This window comes from Streptococcus mitis (assembly GCF_000722765.2).
GTDB lineage: Bacteria > Bacillota > Bacilli > Lactobacillales > Streptococcaceae > Streptococcus > Streptococcus mitis_AQ.
On the sequence record NZ_CP028415.1, the window covers coordinates 1,258,016 to 1,277,345 of the forward strand.

19 protein-coding genes and 3 riboswitches are annotated in these 19,330 nt (G+C 41.2%); of the genes, 1 reads left to right on the plus strand and 18 read right to left on the minus strand.

Annotated elements, in window-relative coordinates:
• Positions 1-239: 239 nt before the first annotated feature.
• From spxB to SK637_RS06545, 4 genes are all read right to left on the minus strand, one after another.
• A complete protein-coding gene (gene spxB / locus SK637_RS06530) occupies positions 240-2,015 on the minus strand; it encodes a pyruvate oxidase (RefSeq protein ID WP_000191823.1) in 1,776 nt (591 codons plus the stop codon).
• A 209-nt stretch (positions 2,016-2,224) separates the two neighbouring features.
• The gene (locus tag SK637_RS06535) at positions 2,225-4,468 is read right to left on the minus strand and encodes a heavy metal translocating P-type ATPase (protein WP_033689048.1); all 2,244 of its coding nucleotides are present in this window, start codon (positions 4,466-4,468) and stop codon (positions 2,225-2,227) included.
• A gap of 9 nt (positions 4,469-4,477) precedes the next feature.
• Positions 4,478-4,849 carry a cupredoxin domain-containing protein gene (locus tag SK637_RS06540; RefSeq protein WP_000935061.1) on the minus strand — a complete coding sequence of 124 codons (372 nt, stop codon included), beginning with the start codon at positions 4,847-4,849 and terminating at the stop codon, positions 4,478-4,480.
• Positions 4,850-4,859: 10 nt separating this feature from the next.
• Complete coding sequence (locus tag SK637_RS06545) at positions 4,860-5,252, minus strand: CopY/TcrY family copper transport repressor (protein WP_033689637.1); 393 nt, start codon at positions 5,250-5,252, stop codon at positions 4,860-4,862.
• Positions 5,253-5,435: 183 nt separating this feature from the next.
• Positions 5,436-5,533: riboswitch (TPP riboswitch) on the plus strand.
• Between the two features lie 83 nt (positions 5,534-5,616).
• Here SK637_RS06545 and thiD point away from each other — a divergent pair.
• Positions 5,617-6,408, plus strand: a complete 792-nt coding sequence (gene thiD, locus SK637_RS06550; protein ID WP_033689049.1) for a bifunctional hydroxymethylpyrimidine kinase/phosphomethylpyrimidine kinase — start codon at positions 5,617-5,619, stop codon at positions 6,406-6,408.
• Between the two features lie 159 nt (positions 6,409-6,567).
• Here thiD and thiE (SK637_RS06555) read toward each other — a convergent pair whose 3' ends face one another.
• From thiE (SK637_RS06555) to SK637_RS06620, 14 genes are all read right to left on the minus strand, one after another.
• Positions 6,568-7,200 carry a thiamine phosphate synthase gene (thiE, locus tag SK637_RS06555; RefSeq protein ID WP_033689051.1) on the minus strand — a complete coding sequence of 211 codons (633 nt, stop codon included), beginning with the start codon at positions 7,198-7,200 and terminating at the stop codon, positions 6,568-6,570.
• Complete coding sequence (thiM, locus tag SK637_RS06560; protein ID WP_033689052.1) at positions 7,193-7,996, minus strand: hydroxyethylthiazole kinase; 804 nt, start codon at positions 7,994-7,996, stop codon at positions 7,193-7,195. The genes thiE (SK637_RS06555) and thiM (SK637_RS06560) overlap by 8 nt, the downstream gene beginning before the upstream one ends.
• Positions 7,996-8,520, minus strand: coding sequence for an energy coupling factor transporter S component ThiW (gene thiW, locus SK637_RS06565; protein ID WP_033689053.1), 525 nt, complete (start codon positions 8,518-8,520; stop codon positions 7,996-7,998). The genes thiM (SK637_RS06560) and thiW overlap by 1 nt, the downstream gene beginning before the upstream one ends.
• Positions 8,521-8,524: 4 nt before the next feature.
• Complete coding sequence (tenA, locus tag SK637_RS06570) at positions 8,525-9,217, minus strand: thiaminase II (protein WP_033689054.1); 693 nt, start codon at positions 9,215-9,217, stop codon at positions 8,525-8,527.
• A 10-nt stretch (positions 9,218-9,227) separates the two neighbouring features.
• The gene (locus SK637_RS06575; RefSeq protein WP_033689055.1) at positions 9,228-9,878 is read right to left on the minus strand and encodes an energy-coupling factor transporter transmembrane component T; all 651 of its coding nucleotides are present in this window, start codon (positions 9,876-9,878) and stop codon (positions 9,228-9,230) included.
• Position 9,879: 1 nt separating this feature from the next.
• On the minus strand, positions 9,880-11,265 hold the full coding sequence (locus tag SK637_RS06580; protein WP_033689056.1) for an ATP-binding cassette domain-containing protein: 1,386 nt from the start codon (positions 11,263-11,265) through the stop codon (positions 9,880-9,882).
• A complete protein-coding gene (locus SK637_RS06585; protein ID WP_033689057.1) occupies positions 11,266-11,826 on the minus strand; it encodes an ECF transporter S component in 561 nt (186 codons plus the stop codon).
• A 157-nt stretch (positions 11,827-11,983) separates the two neighbouring features.
• Positions 11,984-12,072: riboswitch (TPP riboswitch) on the minus strand.
• A gap of 209 nt (positions 12,073-12,281) precedes the next feature.
• Positions 12,282-12,911 carry a thiamine phosphate synthase gene (gene thiE / locus SK637_RS06590; protein WP_033689058.1) on the minus strand — a complete coding sequence of 210 codons (630 nt, stop codon included), beginning with the start codon at positions 12,909-12,911 and terminating at the stop codon, positions 12,282-12,284.
• Between the two features lies 1 nt (position 12,912).
• The gene (gene thiM, locus SK637_RS06595; protein ID WP_033689059.1) at positions 12,913-13,695 is read right to left on the minus strand and encodes a hydroxyethylthiazole kinase; all 783 of its coding nucleotides are present in this window, start codon (positions 13,693-13,695) and stop codon (positions 12,913-12,915) included.
• A gap of 279 nt (positions 13,696-13,974) precedes the next feature.
• On the minus strand, positions 13,975-14,643 hold the full coding sequence (locus tag SK637_RS06600) for a TenA family protein (protein WP_033689060.1): 669 nt from the start codon (positions 14,641-14,643) through the stop codon (positions 13,975-13,977).
• 216 nt (positions 14,644-14,859) lie between these two features.
• Positions 14,860-14,948: riboswitch (TPP riboswitch) on the minus strand.
• A 157-nt stretch (positions 14,949-15,105) separates the two neighbouring features.
• The gene (gene lctO, locus SK637_RS06605) at positions 15,106-16,242 is read right to left on the minus strand and encodes an L-lactate oxidase (RefSeq protein ID WP_000120723.1); all 1,137 of its coding nucleotides are present in this window, start codon (positions 16,240-16,242) and stop codon (positions 15,106-15,108) included.
• Between the two features lie 232 nt (positions 16,243-16,474).
• Positions 16,475-17,107, minus strand: a complete 633-nt coding sequence (pyrE, locus tag SK637_RS06610) for an orotate phosphoribosyltransferase (protein WP_033689062.1) — start codon at positions 17,105-17,107, stop codon at positions 16,475-16,477.
• Positions 17,108-17,139: 32 nt separating this feature from the next.
• The gene (pyrF, locus tag SK637_RS06615; RefSeq protein WP_033689063.1) at positions 17,140-17,841 is read right to left on the minus strand and encodes an orotidine-5'-phosphate decarboxylase; all 702 of its coding nucleotides are present in this window, start codon (positions 17,839-17,841) and stop codon (positions 17,140-17,142) included.
• Between the two features lie 232 nt (positions 17,842-18,073).
• Positions 18,074-19,327 (minus strand): cell division protein FtsQ/DivIB, encoded by a 1,254-nt coding sequence (locus SK637_RS06620; protein ID WP_033689064.1) that lies wholly within the window; start codon positions 19,325-19,327, stop codon positions 18,074-18,076.
• Positions 19,328-19,330 lie beyond the last annotated feature (3 nt).

Consider the following 19,330-nt stretch of genomic DNA (forward strand, 5'->3'; position numbering starts at 1 on the left):
AAAAGACCGGATTACTCCGATCTTTTCAAGTTTCTCTCTATGAAAATCAAAGAATAAACAAGGTGGAACCAAGTTTGATGGCAAATCTTTGCTCATCAAACTACGAAAAATCCTTTGGGACTTTTTCTAGGCTCCACACTAGATTCCATCATTGAAATTTATGGTTTCAATGATGGAATCGTCGACAGTAACCTAATAAAGAAGTCTATAAATTTATCTTTAGTTTTCCACAAGAGAAATTATTTAATTGCGCGTGATTGCAATCCTTCTTCTTCCAAGAAGAGACGGAATGGTACGAGTTCTTCTGCTTCGTATTTTTCCTTGAAGGCTTTGATTGCTTCTTCTGAGTGAAGTTTTGGATCCAATTCAAGTACTTCTACTGGAAGTGGACGGTGTGGAGTGATGCGAGCATCGATAACAACAGTTTTACCTTCTTTGTTCAATTTAACAGCCTCTGCAACAACTGCGTCGATATCTTCGATACGGTTTACTGTAAATCCAACAGCTCCTTGAGCTTCAGCAATTTTAGCGTAGTCAGCGTTTGTGAAGTCACAACCAAACAAGTGTTTGTTTGTGTCTTCGTATTTGTCCTTGATGAAGGCATATTTATCATTTGAGAAGACAACGTTGATAACTGGAAGGTCGTATTGAACGTTTGTGATAACGTCTGGGTAGCACATGTTAAACGCTCCATCACCCATGATGTTCCATACTTGGCGATCTGGATTGTCTTTCTTAGCAGCGATACCACCAGGAAGGGCAATACCCATTGTCGCAAAGAGTGGAGATGTACGCCACATGTTCTTAGGTGTCATGTGAAGGTGACGAGTAGATGTTTGAGTAGTGTCACCTACGTCGATTGAATAGATAGCGTCTTGATCAGCATGTTTGTTGATTGCATTGTAAACTTGATACAATTGCAATTCACCCTCAGTTTTACCTTCGAGTTTGTTCATGTAATCACGCCAGTTTTGGTTGTTCTTAACGTTTGCACGCCACCATGGAGTTGATTCAACTGGGTTTACTTTGTCAAGGATAGCTTTAGCTGCTTGACCTGCGTCACCAAGGATTGAAGCGTCAAGGGCATGACGTTTACCAAGTTTGTAAGGGTCGATATCAACTTGGATGAATTTTTCAGTGTTCTTGAATGCTTCGTAAACTTCAGCAAATGGGAAGTTTGAACCAAGGAAAAGAACTGTGTCTGCTTCAAAGACCACTTCGTTGGCTGGTTTCCAACCAACACGGTAAGCAGAACCTGTCAAACCTTCATAGTTCCATTCAAAGGCTTCAAAGTTTTTACCAGTTGTGATGATTGGTGCTTTGATTTTACGTGACAATTCAGTAATCACTTCACCAGCTTTCACACCACCGTAACCAGCGTAAATAACTGGACGTTCAGCATTGTTCAAGATTTCAACAGCTTTGTTGATTTCAACTTCGTTCAAAGCAGGAGCGATGAATGAACGCTCGTATGAACCTGAACCGTAGTATGAGTTTTCATCGATTTCTTGGAAACCGAAGTTTACTGGGATTTCAACAACAGCTGGACCTTTTTTAGAAACTGCAGCACGGCAAGCTTCGTCGATTACTTTTGGCAATTGCTCAGCGTAAGCTACACGTTTGTTGTAGACAGCGATACCGTTGTACATTGGGTTTTGGTTCAATTCTTGGAAAGCATCCATGTTGAGTTCGTTAACTGGACGTGATCCAAGGATAGCAAGGAATGGAGTGTTATCCATAGCTGCATCGTAAACACCGTTAATCAAGTGAGTCGCACCTGGACCACCTGAACCAACTGCAACCCCGATTGAGCCGCCGAATTTAGCTTGCATAACCGCTGCAAGAGCACCTGTTTCTTCGTGGCGAACTTGCAAGAAGCGGATATCTTTGTCTTCAGCCAAAGCGTCCATCAATGAGCTGAGTGTTCCTGATGGGATACCGTAGATTGTGTCTACGCCCCATGTTTTCAATACGTTAAGCATTGCTGCAGATGCAGTAATTTTCCCTTGAGTCATAATGATAACTCTCCTTCAAATATTTTTAAATCTACTAAAAAAGTTTCATATAGTTTTTGAAAACGTTTCAGCAAATTTTTACTCTACTAATTTATCACATTTCGTTCGACTTTTCTAAGAATCTGCTCAGAAGTTTTTATTCTCTATTACAGTACAGTCCGAAAGCGTTTTACAAAACTGTTTTATAATAAAAGCGAGCAAGCCCACTTTTAATCTATTTTACTAAAGTTTAGTAAGAGTGAACTAGTCAAAACAGATACAGAACTAAAGGCCATAGCTAGACCTGCCAGTTCTGGATTGAGAGCCAGTCCAACGCCAGAAAAGACTCCTGCAGCTATCGGAATTCCGACGACATTGTAAATAAAGGCCCAGAAAAGATTGAGCAGAATTCGATTAAAGGTTTTCTTACTCATATCAAAGGCACGTACCACTCCTAGGAGGTTATTAGTTGTCAACACCAAATCTGCTGACTCGATGGCGATATCTGTTCCAGCTCCCATAGCAATTCCCACATCTGCTACACTGAGGGCAGGAGCATCATTGATACCGTCCCCAACAAAGGCTACTTTGCCAGCCGCTTGTAGTTTATGGATTTCGTTGGCTTTTTCTTCTGGCAAGACACCTGCAATGACCTCTTCGATTCCGATCTGATCTGCAATAGCACGCGCCACACCAGCATTGTCTCCTGTCAGCATGACTGTTTTAAGACCTCGTTTTTTCAACTGACTAATGGCTAGCTTAGCATTTTCCTTAGGGATATCTTGCAAAGCAAGCAAGCCTTTGATTTCATTGTCCACAGCCAAGAAAACAACTGTCTTAGCTTCTTTTTCTAGTTCTTCTAGTTTATCTTGATAATTACTTGAAATATCCATACCATCTAGCATTTTAGCATTTCCAAGCAGAACTTGTTTTCCATTGATTTGCCCTGATACACCTTTTCCGTGCAAGGCTTGGAAATTTTCAACAGTTTGAAACTCAAGTCCAGCTTCACTCGCTCGTTTCACAACGGCTTCAGCCAGTGGGTGTTGAGAAGCTTCTTCCAAGGAGGCTGCCAATCCAAGCACTTCTACTTCGTCGCCGATGATATCTGTTACCACAGGCTTCCCTTCCGTCAAAGTTCCAGTCTTATCAAAGACAAGAGTTTGGACTTTCTGGATTTCCTGTAGAACCATTCCATTTTTGAGGAGAACTCCCATCTTGGCACTGCGTCCTGTCCCCACCATAAGGGCTGTCGGTGTTGCAAGCCCCAAGGCACAAGGACAGGCGATAATCAAAACCGCCACCGCATAGAGAAGAGAAGAGACAAAGCTGGCTCCAAGCACGACCACACTATCCCTGAGCAAGACAAACCAAATCCAAAAGGTCACGATTCCTAAAATGACAACTGCTGGGACAAAAATCCCTGAAATTTTATCTGTCAAGTCCTGAATCGGCGCACGACTGGTCTGAGCTTTCTTCACAAAATCCACAATCTGAGCCAAAACAGTCTCTGAACCAACTTTTTCTGCTCTAAAAACAAGTGTTCCACTATTATTAATGGTTGAACCAATGACGGTATCTCCAACTGTCTTGTCCACAGGCAGACTCTCACCCGTCACCATAGACTCATCAATACTAGAGATACCTTCTACTACGACACCATCAACCGCAATCTTTTCACCGGGACGCACTCGAATCAGGTCACCTACCTTGACTTGCTCCAAGGGGACTTGAACATAGTTATCCTCACGCAAGACTTCTGCAGTTTTAGCCTGCAAGTCAAGTAATTTCTCCACAGCTTGGGAAGTATTTTTCCGCATTTTCTCCTCAAAAACGGCTCCCATAAGAACGAAGAAGAAGATAAATGCAGCACTTTCAAAGTAAACAGGGAGACCAGCGAAGAGGGCAACTAAGCTATAGAAATAGGCCACTAGGGTTCCCAGAGCAACCAAGGTATCCATGTTGGCATTGTGCTTTTTAAAACTAGCCCAAGCACTTTGGATATAAGGACCACCTGCTACTAGCATAATCGGTGTTGTGGCTAAAAAGGTTCCCCAACGCAGGACTTGGTGACTAATGCTACCTGTCGACATCCCAATCATGAGAATCACAAGAGGCACAGTAAAGATACTAGTAATCCAAAACCGCTGTAAAAGTGATAGAGATTTTCGAGTCTTCTCAACTACGGTATAACTCCCCTTTTGCATCTTCATGCCACAAGAAAATTCATGTTGACCTAATTCTTGAGGTGTAAAACGAATGACTTTCTCCTCATCTACGCCGATTGGTTCCAAGATGCCTTCTTCTTCAAACAGAATTTCCTTATAACAGTTTGAAGGTGTCACACGGTGAAAGGTGATCTCAGCAGGAACTCCTTTTTGCAGTTGAATGTGGGCTGGATGGTAGCCTTTGTCTGCCGTGATACGGATTTTTTGCACACCATTTTCAAGATTTGCTTTTATAATTTCAGTCATATCATTCTCCTATTCTACAATCATCTTGCCGTGCATCATATTCATGCCACAAGAGAAACCATACTCTCCAGCCTGCTCAGGCGTGATTTCCACTACATACTCTTCCCCCATAGGCAGGTCCGCATGTACACCAAAATCTGGAAAAACAATTTGGTCTAGACAGGGTGAAGGGTCCTTACGGTCAAAGACAATGCGGGCTGGCACTGATTTCTTGAGGATAATCAACTCAGGCGTATAGCCCCCCATGACCTCCACTCGAATCTCTTGGTAGCCGTTTTTTTGCTGGGCCTTTTGTCCAGATTTTTCAGGCTTTTTGAAAAACCAAAACAAGATAAACGCGATAAGGGCAATACAAATAATGGTTACAATACTATTTAACATGACGTCTCCTTTACATACAATTACATTTTACTTCTGTTACAGCGCTTGATTTCTTCTCAGAAATCACAGCTTCCAAGTCTTCCAAGTCAGCCTGAGTAAAATCACATTCAGCAATCAAATCAGCCAACAAGTTCTTAATCCTACGAGAACAAACCTTGTCCTTGATATCTTGGACAAGTAAATCCCGACTTTGGTCCAAAGTTAAAAGGGCTGAATAGAAGAACTTGCCTTCTTTTTTCCTTGTCAGACACTCTTTCTCAACCAAACGAGCCAAAAGAGTTTGAATGGTTGACTTGGACCAGTCGAACCGCTCCGCCAGAACCCTGATTAAATCCGTACTGGTCTGCTCTCCTTGCATCCAAATAATCTTCATGACCTGCCATTCTGCATCTGAAATCTGCATCATCACACCTCCTAAATCTACATTTGTCGATTACAGTTATTAGTATACTCCGAAAATCTACATTTGTCAACTATAATTTTTATTATTTTTTCGAAAAATAGAATTCTAATCATGTAACAATAGATTTACAGTCAATTTTTACTATATAAACTATAAAAATATGCTATACTAAAGAAAAAAGAAAACAACCACTAGGGGTGCGTAAAGCTGAGATTAACGACTGTTAGACCCTTTGACTCAATCTAGGTAATGCTAGCTGATGGAAGTGGAAATGATAATGGGGACTAGCAGTCTTCTATTGCCTTTCTAAAACAGACTAGCTTGTTCTTAAGAATACAAACTTCAGTTGGTTGGGAGGTTTTAGATGACTTATTTACCCGTTGCTTTGACCATTGCAGGGACTGACCCTAGTGGTGGTGCTGGCATTATGGCTGATTTAAAGTCATTCCAAGCTAGAGATGTCTATGGAATGGCCGTTGTGACCAGCCTTGTCGCTCAAAATACCAGAGGCGTTCAGCTAATTGAGCATGTTTCTCCTCAAATGTTGAAAGCCCAATTGGAGAGTGTCTTTTCGGATATCCCACCTCAGGCTGTAAAAACTGGCATGTTGGCAACTACTGAAATTATGGAAATCATCCAGCCCTATCTTAAAAAGCTGGACTGTCCTTATGTCCTTGACCCTGTTATGGTCGCAACAAGCGGTGACACCCTGATTGATACCAGTGCCAGAAGCTACCTAAAAACAAACCTGCTTCCACTTGCTACCATCATCACACCCAATCTTCCTGAGGCAGAAGAGATTGTTGGTTTTTCAATCCATGATCCTGAAGACATGCAGCGTGCCGGTCGCCTGATTTTAAAAGAATTTGGTCCTCAGTCTGTAGTCATCAAAGGTGGCCATCTCGAAGGCGGTGCCAAGGATTTCCTCTTTACCAAGGATGACCAATTTGTCTGGGAAAGTCCACGAATTCAAACCTGTCACACCCATGGTACTGGATGTACCTTTGCTGCAGTGATTACGGCTGAACTAGCCAAGGGGAAAAACCTCTATCAAGCAGTCGATAAAGCCAAGGCCTTTATCACAAAAGCCATCCAAGACGCTCCTCAACTTGGTCATGGTTCTGGACCAGTCAACCATACAAGCTTTAAAGATTAAAAAAACTCTCTAGTTCCTACTTTAAGGGAATTAGAGAGTTTTTATACTCTTCGAAAATCTCTTCAAACGACGTCAGCTTTATCTACAACCTCAAAGCTGTTCTTTGAGCAACCTGCAGCTAGCTTCCTAGTTTGCTCTTTGATTTTCATTGAGTATTAATTAGAAAATAATCTCATCCAGCTTTGTTAAAAATGCTTGCGTTTTTGCCTCAATATCTTCTGCCTGCATAAGATCCCTAACGACAGCTACCCCAGCTATACCAGTTGCAGCAAGTTGGTCAATGTTCTCTGATGTCAAGCCGCCAATAGCAACTACTGGAATGGCGACCCTTTGGCAAATTGTTTTCAAGGTTGAAATTAGGGTGATAGGCGCATTTTCCTTAGTCGTAGTCGGGAAAATGGCTCCTGTCCCCAAGTAATTCGCCCCTCCTTCTTCTGCCTCGAGGGCTCTTTTTACAGTTTTAGCTGTGACACCGAGGATTTTGTCAGGGCCCAGGACTTTGCGAGCTACCGAAACGGGTAATTCATCGTCTCCAATATGCAGACCAGCAGCATCAACTGCAAGACAGACATCCAAACGATCATCGATGATCAGGGGTACCTGATAGGCATCTGTTATTTCCTTGACTTGTTTTGCCAGTTGATAATATTGATTGGTTGTGAGATTTTTTTCTCGTAATTGGACTATGGTAACTCCTGAACGGCAAGCCGTCTCAATCTTTTCAAGAAAACTTTCCACGGAATCTTGGTAGCGATTGGTTACCAGATATAGTCTAAACGCCTCTCTATTCATAAACCTCTCCTTTGATAGCGTCTAGCCAGTTTTCATCTCTTTTGAGGAGCGAAAGCTGATTGAGTACTTGGTAACGAAAATCTTCCAATCCCATCCCTTGAACAACGATTCTCTCAGCGGAGATATTAAGATAAGAGACCGCTAGACACGAAGCTTCAAATGCAGTCATTCCTTGGCTGAGAAAAACGGCTGTCAAGGCTCCAACCAAGTCTCCTGTCCCTGTTATCCAGTCTAATTCTACACAGCCATTTCCTAATACGGCAACCTGATTCTTTGAAACGATGAGGTCCTTGGGGCCAGTGACTAAGAATGACATACCTGGATAGGTCTGACACCAGTCTTTCAAAACTTGAAGCAAGTCCTCAGTTTCTTGATCTTTAGTACTCGCATCGACCCCAACTCCGTGGTGTTTTAAGCCAACAAGACTTCTGATTTCCGACATATTTCCTTTAAGGACCGTAGGTCTATAGTCTAAAAGGTCTTTAACTAAGCTCTTACGAATGGATGAAGCCGTTACGCCAACCGCATCTACTACCATTGGGAGACAAACTTGAGCTGCATAAGAAGCTGCTATACGGATTGCTTTTTCCTTCTCAGCTGACAAATGCCCCAAATTGATGAAGAGTGCCTGGCTTTGCTTAGTAAAATCAAGAACCTCACGAGGATCATCTGCCATGACAGGTTTACATCCCAGAGCCAAAATCCCATTTGCCAGCATCTCACAAGAAATCTCATTGGTAATACAGTGAATGAGGGAAGTCGTTTCCAGAGGAAAAGGATTTGTAAATGCCTGCATCAGTTTATCCTTTCATCAAAGAAATATCCCTGCACTTTTTTAAAGAATTCCTGCTTGATTAAAAATCGAAAGGCAATAAAGGAAATCGCTGTACCGATCAAGGTTGCTCCGAAAAATCGAGGGGTGTAGATAAACCAGCTAAGCTTTGCAGCTGATCCTGTAAAGAGTACCATAACAGGATAGGAAACAATAGAACCAATAATACCTGTTCCCACAATCTCTCCGAGAGCAGAATAATGAAATTTTCGACCGTACTTATAAAAGAGACCTGCTAGAAGGGCTCCAAAAGTCGCTCCTGTAAGAGCTAAAGGTGGAATCCCTTGAGTCGTCATACGGATAAAGGCTGTCACTGTAGCCATAGCCAAGGCATAAACAGGTCCCATCATGATTCCTGCTAGAATATTGACTACACTGGACATCGGTGCCATTCCCTCAATCCGAAAGATAGGCGTAAGGACTACATCAAGGGCAATCATCATGGATAAAATGGTTAATTTGTGAACTTGTAATTGGTGCTTTCTCATGTTTCTATTCTTCTCCTATTTCTAAAGACTGTAAATCGCTCCTCCATGTCTGGTGTTGGTAGGCCATTTCCCAAAACTTGGCTTCCATATGAACACTGATGTGGAAGGCATCTAGCATTTTTTTCTTGTCTGTCTCGTCACTTTCTCGATAGAGTTGATTGACCAGAGTCTCTTCCTCTCTGATCTGATGCTCCAACTCATCCGTAATATAAGTTTCAATCCATTGTTGGTAGAGAGGATTTGGTGATGGTTTAAGATTCAGTGATTTGCCTATATCATGGTATAGCCAAGGACAAGGCAGCAAGCTCGCAAAAGCAATTCCTAAGTTTGGATCTGCAAATTGCCGATAAATGTGAGAAATGTAATGATAGCAGGTTGGAGCGATTGGATGTTGCTCCATTTCCTGATCGCTGATTTCCAATTCCTTGAAAAATTGTTGACGTATAAATAACTCACCCTCCACTAGACTCTGAGCATTTTGTTTCAAGAGTCTTCTCATCTCTTGGTTTGAAGTCCTATCAGCCAAGAGGTGATAGGCTTCTGAGAAGGCCTTCAGATAGTAGGCATCCTGAATCAGGTAATAGCGGAAAATCGCAGGGTCTAAATTTCCCTCTTGTAACTTTAATACAAAGGGGTGATGAAAGGAAGCCTGCCAAGCTTCCTTGGATAATTCCATCGCAATATCTGTAAATTCCATAATAACTCCTTTATAAAAATAGACTGGTTTGAAGCAATAAAAAGAACAGCAGGTAGATGAATTTTGTTTTTTTAGAAATATAAAAGATCCGATAGCGATTCTCCACCTGTGCATGTTCGTCATATCCATACGCCGACAGGGCTCTCAGGTAAAGATGGCGCCACCTAAAGACTGTCATCAGAACCTTGCTATAAATCAAGGGCGACCAAAAATGTAGTTCTTGACCGCGTAATAAGCACGCTTCCTTGAGGGACTTGATTTCTTGCTGGATAAGGGGGAAGGAATTGAATACCACAATCAAGGCATAGGCCCAAGAGCGTGATAACCCCTTTTGAGCCAAGTACAAGAGAAGCTCTTTTAGGGAAATAGAGGAAACAAAGACAAGACCAATACAAACGGTCACAAAAGCCCTCGTTCCAAGCATGACGGCCTGCGAAGCATCTCCATGTAACTGAACTGCCCAGTAGTTGGCCAAAGAGGGCAGAATGGCAAGTAGAATCATCCAAGCCAATACTTTAAATCGCCGGTAATAGAGCATAAAGAGAATGCAAAATACGACTACCGAAAGATTCAGAGCAATCGAAGGAATGAAAGATGTTTCCAGAGATAAAATTAGCAAGAAGAGACTGATAATCGGTGTCTGGGTTGCTACTTTGACCATACTATCTCACCTCCCCTTGGGTATTGCTACTCTGAGATGTGAGTGGTTTGGTAATTGTCACTGCTTTCACATGACTGAGACCCTGACTAGTCATCTCAATCCAATAATCAACCACAGAGATTAAGGGATCTAAACGATGGCTAATAATCAAAAAACTTCTTCCTTGATTTCTGTCCTCCACAATCCACTGACAAAAATAATGGCAGGCTCTATCATCCAAACCAGCAAAAGGTTCATCTAGTAAAATCACAGAAGCCTTACTAGTCAAGATGGTCAAGAGCTGCAGAATCTTTTGCTGGCCACCACTTAATTGATAAGGACTCTTATCGAGTGCCTGCTCCAGATCAAAATATTGTAAAGCTTGGAAAATTCGCTGATTTCTTTCAGAATCAGGTCCATCTAATTGAAGCTCTTCTCGCAGACTGACTCGGATAAACTGTTTCTCAGCTTCCTGAACAACACCCGTCAGGTCACGGTACAAACTCTTTTTCTTTTTCAGGACTGTCCCCTTCCAGGTAATGCGCCCCTTATACTTTTGAAATTGAAGAATGGAGCGAAAGAGAGTTGATTTCCCGACACCATTATCACCCAAGATACAAGAAATTCCTTGGTAGAATGTAAAATCCGCAATTGAAAAGAGGGGGCGATTATCCAGCTCACAAGTCACACGGTCCATATGGAACAGTTCTGAGCTAGAAGCAGCTTCCTTTGAAGCAACCTGTGTCATCTCAGAGGTAGGGATTTGAAACACTTCCCTTAGTTGTCCATCTCTTAGCTCCACCATATGGTCGATATAGGCTTCATAATCAGATAAATCATGGTCGCACAAAATAACTGTCTTCCCATCAGAGACTAACTCTTTTAGAATCTCCAATATCTCTATCCTACTCTTGCGGTCAATAGAAGCGAAGGGCTCATCCAGGAGATAGACCCTAGGATTCATAGCAAAGAGAACAGCCAAAGCAGCCTTTTGCTTTTCCCCACCTGATAAGTGATGGATGGGACGGTGCAAAATCTTCTCACAGCGACATTGTCGAACCACCTCTGCTATTTTAGAATCAATTTCCTGAACGGGATGCCCAATATTTTCCAAGGTAAAAACCAGCTCCTCAAACAAGTTCTCCATAGTAAATTGATGATTGGGATTTTGAAAGAGAATCCCAACCGTCTGGATACGTTCGATGATAGAAAGCTGACTGACCTCGCTCTCATCTATCAAAACTTGACCACTATAGGGAAGAGAACTGACTTGGGCAATCATTTGAAAGAGACTCGATTTTCCTGAACCACTGCTCCCAACTAACAAGGTAAAGGCTTGCGCATGAAAAGTAAAATTAAACGGCTCAGAGAAGATTGAGGACTGAATCTTCCTTAATTCCAGGCCCATCTACGCCTTCCCTCCAGTTGCAAACTGATGATAGAGTTTGACAATGCCACGAACCAAGATGGTACAGAAGAAAAAGACAGAAATAAAGCGCACCACAAGCAAGGAAAGGACAAAAGGAAAGGAGAAGGCGTAGTAACCTAACTTAATGTATTCATAGACAAAGCTAACAAGCGTAATCCCAATACTATTGGCAGTTAGAGAGAGCCAACTTTCATAGCGATTCTTGGTTACAATAAAACCAAGTTCACTTCCCAAACCTTGAACCAAGCCAGACAAAAGGGCACCTAGACCGAATTGGCTACCATAAAGGACTTCAGCAAGGGCCGCTAGCACTTCTCCAATCGTTGCGCTTCCTACTCTTGGAACAAAGATAGCAGCAATAGGCGCAGCCATACACCAGAGACCAAAGAGGATTTCATTGGCAAAGGCCTGTAAACCAAGAGGTGCTAAAATCAGAGTGAGGATATCAAATAGATAGCCGGATCCCACAAAAACGCCACCAAAAAAGATAGACAAGAAAGCAAGTAAAATAACATCTTTTAACTGCCATTTTTTCAACATAAAAAAACTCCTTTTTTAAAGAAAAGTGGGGCATTCAAGGTGAGCTACCTAAATGCTTTGTATCATCTTCATCCAGTTTCGTAAAAGAAAAAACTCTAATTACAGATAGGAATTAGAGTTTAGCTTACAAGATTAGACAGTTCTTTTCGACATACGAAAAAAACATTTCACATTTCCCTTCGCCAGTCTTAACTGTATCAGGTTCAATGGGTATCATCTCAGCCTAAAGCACCCCAAATGTCTTTATTATTTAATTATATAAATATTATAACAAACGATTTTTTCTAGTTCAAGAAATTGAACTGGAAATACAGCCTTGCACTCACAAAGACAGTAAGTCTTTCGTTTGCAAAAAACAAATGTCTTGTTTGATAGATTAGCCATTTGAGCTGAATCTGGACATAGCTTTTTAGAAAAGGGAAACTTCCACTTACTTAGAATCTAAGGATAGATACCTATTGTTCACTCATTTCCCGAACAGTTTTTTCTATATTTTTTGCATACGATATTGCTGAAATGATTGAAACACCGTCAACATTGGTCTTCATAATGTCTTTAATATGTTTCGTCTGTATCCCACCAATTGCAACTAAGGGCATTTGTGGCAATAGTTTTCTCATCAATTTAAGACCCTCATAACCTATAGCGCTACCAGCATCCTCTTTTGACTGGGTATCAAATACAGGACCAACACCAACATAATCTACATATTCAACTTTTGATTGTTGAAATTCTTCCTCGTTTTTTATAGAAAGACCAATTATTTTATCTGGCATCAATTTTCTAATTTCATCAACTCCAAGATCATCTTGTCCTACATGTACGCCGTCAGCATCTATTTCCAATGCTAACTTAATATCATCATTAACAATAAACGGAACATTATATTTTTTACAAAGATCCTGTAGTTTAATTGCTACTTCGACTTTTTCTTTACCTTCTAAGGCTCCCTCACCTTTTTCACGAAATTGAAATAAGGTTATACCACCTTTTAAGGCTTCCTCGACGACTGTATATAAATCTTTTCCTTGGCAAGTAGTCGTTCCACAAATAAAATATAGTTTTAGTAATTCTTTATGAAACATCTTACTTCACTCTTTTGAATTCCTTTACATCTTCATCTGTAATCTCATATAAGGCATTTATAAATTCAACTTTAAATGTTCCAGGAAGATGCCCATTTGGACGTTTTTCTGCCATTTCTCCAGCGATATTGTAAACCAACATTGCTGTTTCTAATGATTTCAATTCTTGACCTTTTTCTAGTCCGATAAAGCTTGCTACTACAGCACCTAATAAGCATCCTGTCCCAATAACTTTTGGCATCATGGCACTACCATTATGAATCGTTACCACTTCTCCATTTACCGCAATAGCATCTACTTCACCTGTTACTATTATAGGAATATTGAACTTCTCATTTGCTGCTAGAGCAATTTCGTCAATATTATCTACGCCCGCACTATCTACTCCTTTAGATGCCACATTTATCCCTACTAAAGAGGCAATCTCGCCAGCATTTCCCCTAATCGCTGCGAGTTTGTAATTGTTGATTAGATCATCTGCTACTTTTTTTCTATAAGATCCTGCTCCACAAGCTACTGGATCTAATACTGCAGGTACATTGTATTTTTCAGCAATTTTTAGTGCTTCTTGGTACAACTTCCAATTATCATCCGTTAAGGTCCCAATGTTAATCAATAATCCTCCAGCATATTTTAATAAATCTTCTAAGTCTGCTGGGTACTCGCTCATAGCTGGTGAGGCACCCAGTGCTACTAATCCATTTGCTGTGAAATTTTTTACTACATCATTGGTTATGCAAATGACCAAAGGTGCTTTTTCTTTTAATAATTTTAAACTTGTCATATTGAAATCCTTCCTTTTCACTTTATACGATCTACTGATTTCGATTTATCTCTATCTTTCGTTAAGAAATTTTTTTATTTACATTGAATGATTTATGCTCACTGAAAATCAAAGAGCAAACTAGGAAGCTAGCAGCAGGCTGCTCAAAGCACTGCTTTGAGGTTGTAGATAAGACTGACGAAGTCAGTCACATATATAATCTAAGGTGAAGCTGACGTGGTTTGAAGAGATTTTCGAAGAGAATTACTTCATCAAATTTGTCAATATCCTGAACCTTCTCTAGGCGTCATAACCAATATCAAAAAAGGCTAATTCTAAAGCGACTGCTTGATTCCAGCGCTGCTGAAGTTCTGTCAAATCTTCTAGACCTTTTCCGACACGATTGAGTTCGTCAACCAGAAATTGAACCCACTCTGCAAAGAAAGGACCTCTGTGGAGGTTGATCCATTCCAAATGGATATAGGCTTCAGGTAGAGCCAAATCTTTAGAACCCCAGTCCAAATAGAGACCTTCTGCAATGACCAGCATGACCAAAAGATGCGCATAGTCTGAAGAAGACACAGCAGAATACATTAAATCCTGAAACGCTTTTGTTACAGGGTGCAAGTTCACTTCTAGATAGTCATGCTCTACCACATTTAACTCTTTGAAAGCCTTTTGGAAATAACCGTCTTCATCTGCTTCAAGAAAGCCTAGTTGCTTGGCAAAACGAAGCTTGGATTCAAGCTGGTCTGCGTGGGCTACGCAAGCACCCAGCATGGATAAGAAGGCATCAAAGAAGTGATAATCTTGAATCAGGTAGTCTTTTAAGACCTTATTCTCAATTGTCCCCGCAAAAAGTTCCTTAACAAAACGATGATTGATTGCAGCCTGCCAATCCTTCTGGCTGCTTTTTAGTAATTCTCCAACAGTCAAACCTGGCTCAAATGCATAGTCTTGTGTTTCCATATTTACTTCTCCTCTCTTTACTCCTTAGTAATTAATAAAACACCAAGAAATACCAAGCAAAATCGTAATTCCACTTGATACTTTTAAATAACACCTAGGGCATTTGCAGAGAGCTACCTAAACAAGCCTATCCAGTTTGTATAAACAAAAAACTCCAATTACAGATAGGAATTAGAGTTTAGCTTACAAGATTGGATCGTTCATTTCGCCATACGAAAAAAACTGTTCACATTTCCCTTCGTCAGTCTTAACTGTAGCAGGTTCAATGGGTATCATCTCAGCCTAAAGCACCCCAAATGTCTTTATTATTTAATTACTACACCAGTATAGCAAAAAATGAAAGCCCTAGCAAGATATTTGATTGGAAAATATATTTATATATTTTTTGATACGATTTCCCTTTATTAAAACGTTTAAAACACAAGCAAAAACCTCCACATCAAGTGGAGGCAAGCTGTTTTATCAATACAGTTTTAAGTCACGTGGGTCAACTGGGAAGGTTGGGTTGTATGGGTTGTGACGGAGTTTGAAGTGTTTGACATCTTCAATAGTCTGAGTTCCAGATAATTGCATAACTGTCTTCAATTCAGCATTCAAATGTTCAAAGACTTGACGCACACCGACACTACCACCGAGAGCCAAGCCATAAATAACAGGGCGACCAATAGCTACCAAATCTGCTCCTGATGCCAAGGCTTTAAAGACGTGCTGACCACGACGAATACCAGAGTCAAAGACAATTGGCACACGTTTGTCAACTGCTTCTGCTACTTCTTGAAGTGAGTCAAAGGCAGCTGGTCCACCGTCGATTTGGCGACCACCGTGGTTGGTTACCCAGATACCAGAGGCACCCGCAGCAAGCGAACGTTCAACGTCCTCACGGCATTGTGGTCCCTTGACATAAACAGGAAGTCCTGAGTATTCAGCGATAAATTCTACGTCACGTGGAGACAAGCGTTGTTTAGCTGATTTGTAAACAAAGTCCATTGATTTACCAGCACCTTCTGGCAGGTATTCTTCAACAATCGGCATACCAACTGGGAAGACAAACCCATTACGCTTGTCCACCTCACGATTGCCTCCTACAGTCGCATCTGCTGTCAAGACAATCGCTTTGTAGCCTTCAGCCTTCACACGGTCCATGATGTGACGGTTAATGCCATCATCTTTACTAAAGTAAAATTGGAACCAATGAGGTGTCCCTTGAAGGGCTTCCGTAATTTCTGGAAGGTCAACAGTAGAGTAAGAGCTAGTTGTGTAAAGAGAACCAAACTCATGCACACCACGCGCAGTCGCCACTTCACCCTGTTCATTTGCCAATTTATGAGCCGCAACAGGCGCCATAATGATTGGTGAAGACAATTTTTCACCTGCAAATTCAATCTCTGTACTTGGATTTTCTACATTGCAAAGCGTATGCGGGACGATGAGTTTGTGGTTAAAGGCGCGAATATTCTCACGCAAAGTAAAAGTATCTTCCGCCCCACTAGCGATATAGCCAAAGGCTGCTTTAGGAATAACTTGTTGCGCCATTGGCTCCAAATCATAGGTATTGATGAAATCTACATGACCTTCTGCATTGCTTGTTTTGTATGACATAAAATGTCCTCCTTAATAAGTAAGCGTTTACTTTGTATATTACAAAAATATTTTAACTCTTTTTTCAAAAATTTTCAAATATTTTGTTTGGAAATTTCAGACTTTCAATCATTTTACAAAGATAATTAAAAATGATAAACTTTCTTAAGTTATGGAAATTCAAATAATCTTTTCATTTTCTAGTATAAAAAAGAAATCAGGTAATCCTAGTGACTACCTGTTTTTCTATGTTTTAAGCATTTTGCCAATTTTCTTGGTCTTCTTTAAATCGTTTTAGAAGATCGAGGCCTTCTGGTGTGATATAGCCTTCTTCTTGGGCTAGATGAATCAATTCACTGTAGTTAGAAAGTGTTACCAGCTTAACACCGGCATCTGAGAAGTTCTTATCTGCTTTTGGCAGTTGATAGCTAAAAATCGCTACAACTCCAAGCACATCTGCTCCTTCGCGTTTAGCTGCTGCTACAGCTTCAAGAACTGAACCGCCAGTTGAAATAAGGTCTTCAACAACAACCATCTTTTGACCCTGAGCTACGCGGCCTTCTATTTGGTTACCAGCTCCGTGGTCTTTTGGTTTGCTACGGATGTAGGCAAATGGCAGATTCATCTTATCAGCAATAATAGCTCCGTGAGGAATCCCTGCTGTTGCAGTTCCTGCAATGACTTCTACCTCTGGAAAGGCTTCTTTGATAGCTTCCACAAAGCCATTTTCAATTAGGGTACGAGTTTCTGGATAGGCTAGTGTCACACGATTATCAGTATAAATCGGTGACTTGATACCAGATGCCCAAGTAAAAGGCTCCTCTGGTTTGAGGTAAACTGCTTGAATTTTCAAGAGGTGGCTAGCGATATCTTTAGCAAGTGTCATGGTCTTCTCCTTTTATTTTATAATCTAGTTCTTTAATTCCAGTCCTGTGTCCATTCATCCTTGATGGCATGATAAGCTGCAACAGGATCCTCCGCTTGGGTAATGGGACGTCCTACTACGATATAGTCACTGCCGATTTGATAGGCATCTGCTGGTGTCATGACGCGTTTTTGATCTCCTACTGCAGCACCTGCAGGGCGAATGCCCGGTGTCAGACAGATAAAATCTGGTTTGGTGGCCTGCTTGATGACTTGCACTTCCTGAGCCGAGCAGACAACACCATCTAATCCAGCTTCAGCCGTCTTCTTGGCATAATGAATCACAGACTCTTGCAGGCTGGTTTGGATATTTTGAAACTCCTGCATCTGGGCTTCTGACGTTGATGTCAGCTGAGTTACAGCTATCAATTTTGCTTGACTTCCAAGACCTTCACGCGCAGCCTTCATCATCTCTACGCCGCCAGCAGCATGAACATTGGTCATATCCACACCAAGCTGAGACAGGACCTTCATAGCTGATTTGACTGTATTGGGAATGTCATGCAGCTTGAGATCCAAAAAGACACTGTGCCCCAAGCCTTTCAAGTATGACACAATCTCAGGACCCGTTGCGTAATAAAGCTCCATCCCTACCTTGAGATAAAGGCTTTCTTCTGCTGGGAAAAGAGCTAAAAATTCCTTGACCGCCTCAAAACTAGGAAAATCAAGAGCAATGACTGGACGATGTTCTCGCATAGGTTTCTCCTTTTACCTTTGCTAGTGAGAGAGTCTGGCCACAAGAAGCCATGAAAAAAGGAACCTGCCAACAGCAAGGTTCCACGAAAAATGGGTAGTCTCCACCCTTTCACCGTCTAACCTTAGCTGCCTCTCTGGACTGCTTTAAAGGTTTTTTACTATTCTATTATTTCTACTAGAACTTGTCAAGTAAAAACATGGCCACTGAAGAACTACGAGAGAAAAGCTAAACCTAGCGGCGCGATGAACGTCGGGTCGTTTGGTTTTGATTGCCCTCTTCCTCCAGCTTTTTCCTTTCCTCTTCTAGTTTATTTTGCTGTTCTTCCAGTTTTTTCTTCTCTTCCTCTTTTTGTTTCTTCTCAGCTTCCTTAGCCTCTTGTTTGGCTTTTTCCTCAGCCTCCATAATTAATTTATCCGCCACAGTGTAACTGTAAATTCCAGCTTCCATGTCAATCACACTCGGTTCTGACAATTGTGGCTTAATCTTACTGTAATATGGCAGTTTCTTACTCATTTCAGATAGAGGAACCAAGACCTCGTCCGAATCATTCATAGTCAATCGAATTAAATCTGATGTGACCTTGCTTGGGGCTAGTTCCACCTTTTGGATAGCAGATTTGAGTTCGGGGCTAATTTGAGAAAGTTCTGAGGTAAAGGTCTTGATTTGTTCGCTGTCATTAAAGAAAACTGATATATAAGTTTCTGGCAGACTCACCAAGCTCACCGAACTGGTCTCAAGCTGACCACTTGAAAGGATTGGATAATGACTTTCTCCAGAAACATAGTAGGCCACAATATCATATTCCTTAACCTTGATTGTAAACTTGGTTGGAAATTGATAGACAAGCTGAGCTGATTCAACCCAATAGTTAGACTTGATCTGCTCTTCATATTTTGCCTTGTCTAGCAGAAGGTTAATCGTATAATCCGAATCCTGAATGCCTGAAGCCTGTCGAATATCATCATCTGTAGTTTGCACTGTTCCCTCAACACGAATATCCTTCATGGTCGCATAAGGGCTGAGCAAGTATGCAGAGACAACCAATAAAAGCAGACTGAGAAACAAAATCGAGATAGCCCGCCAGATATGAACTCCTGGGATTTTCGGTTTGACCGGTTTTTCCTTTACAGGCTTTTTCTCTATTTTTTTATCCTGTTTATTCTGTTTCTTTGGCTCTTTGGATTTTGGTTCTTCTTTGGGTACTTCTTTTTTGACGTCTTCTGACTCTTCTACTTTTTCTTTAGCATCTTCCTTAGCTGATTTTGAGTCTTTTGGATTAGATTCACTCTCTTGCTCCTCGGTTGCATCTGACTTTTCAGATTTTGAAGCCATTCGAGCTTGTCTTTCCTTTTCCTTCTCCTCAGCTAGGGCCGCCTCTTCCTCAGCCTTATTTTTTAGGTATTCTTGGTTTCGTTTCTGCCATTCTGATAACTCTTTAAATTCTTCGAGGATTTCTTTGCCCTCATTTTTCTTATCTTTTGACATTTA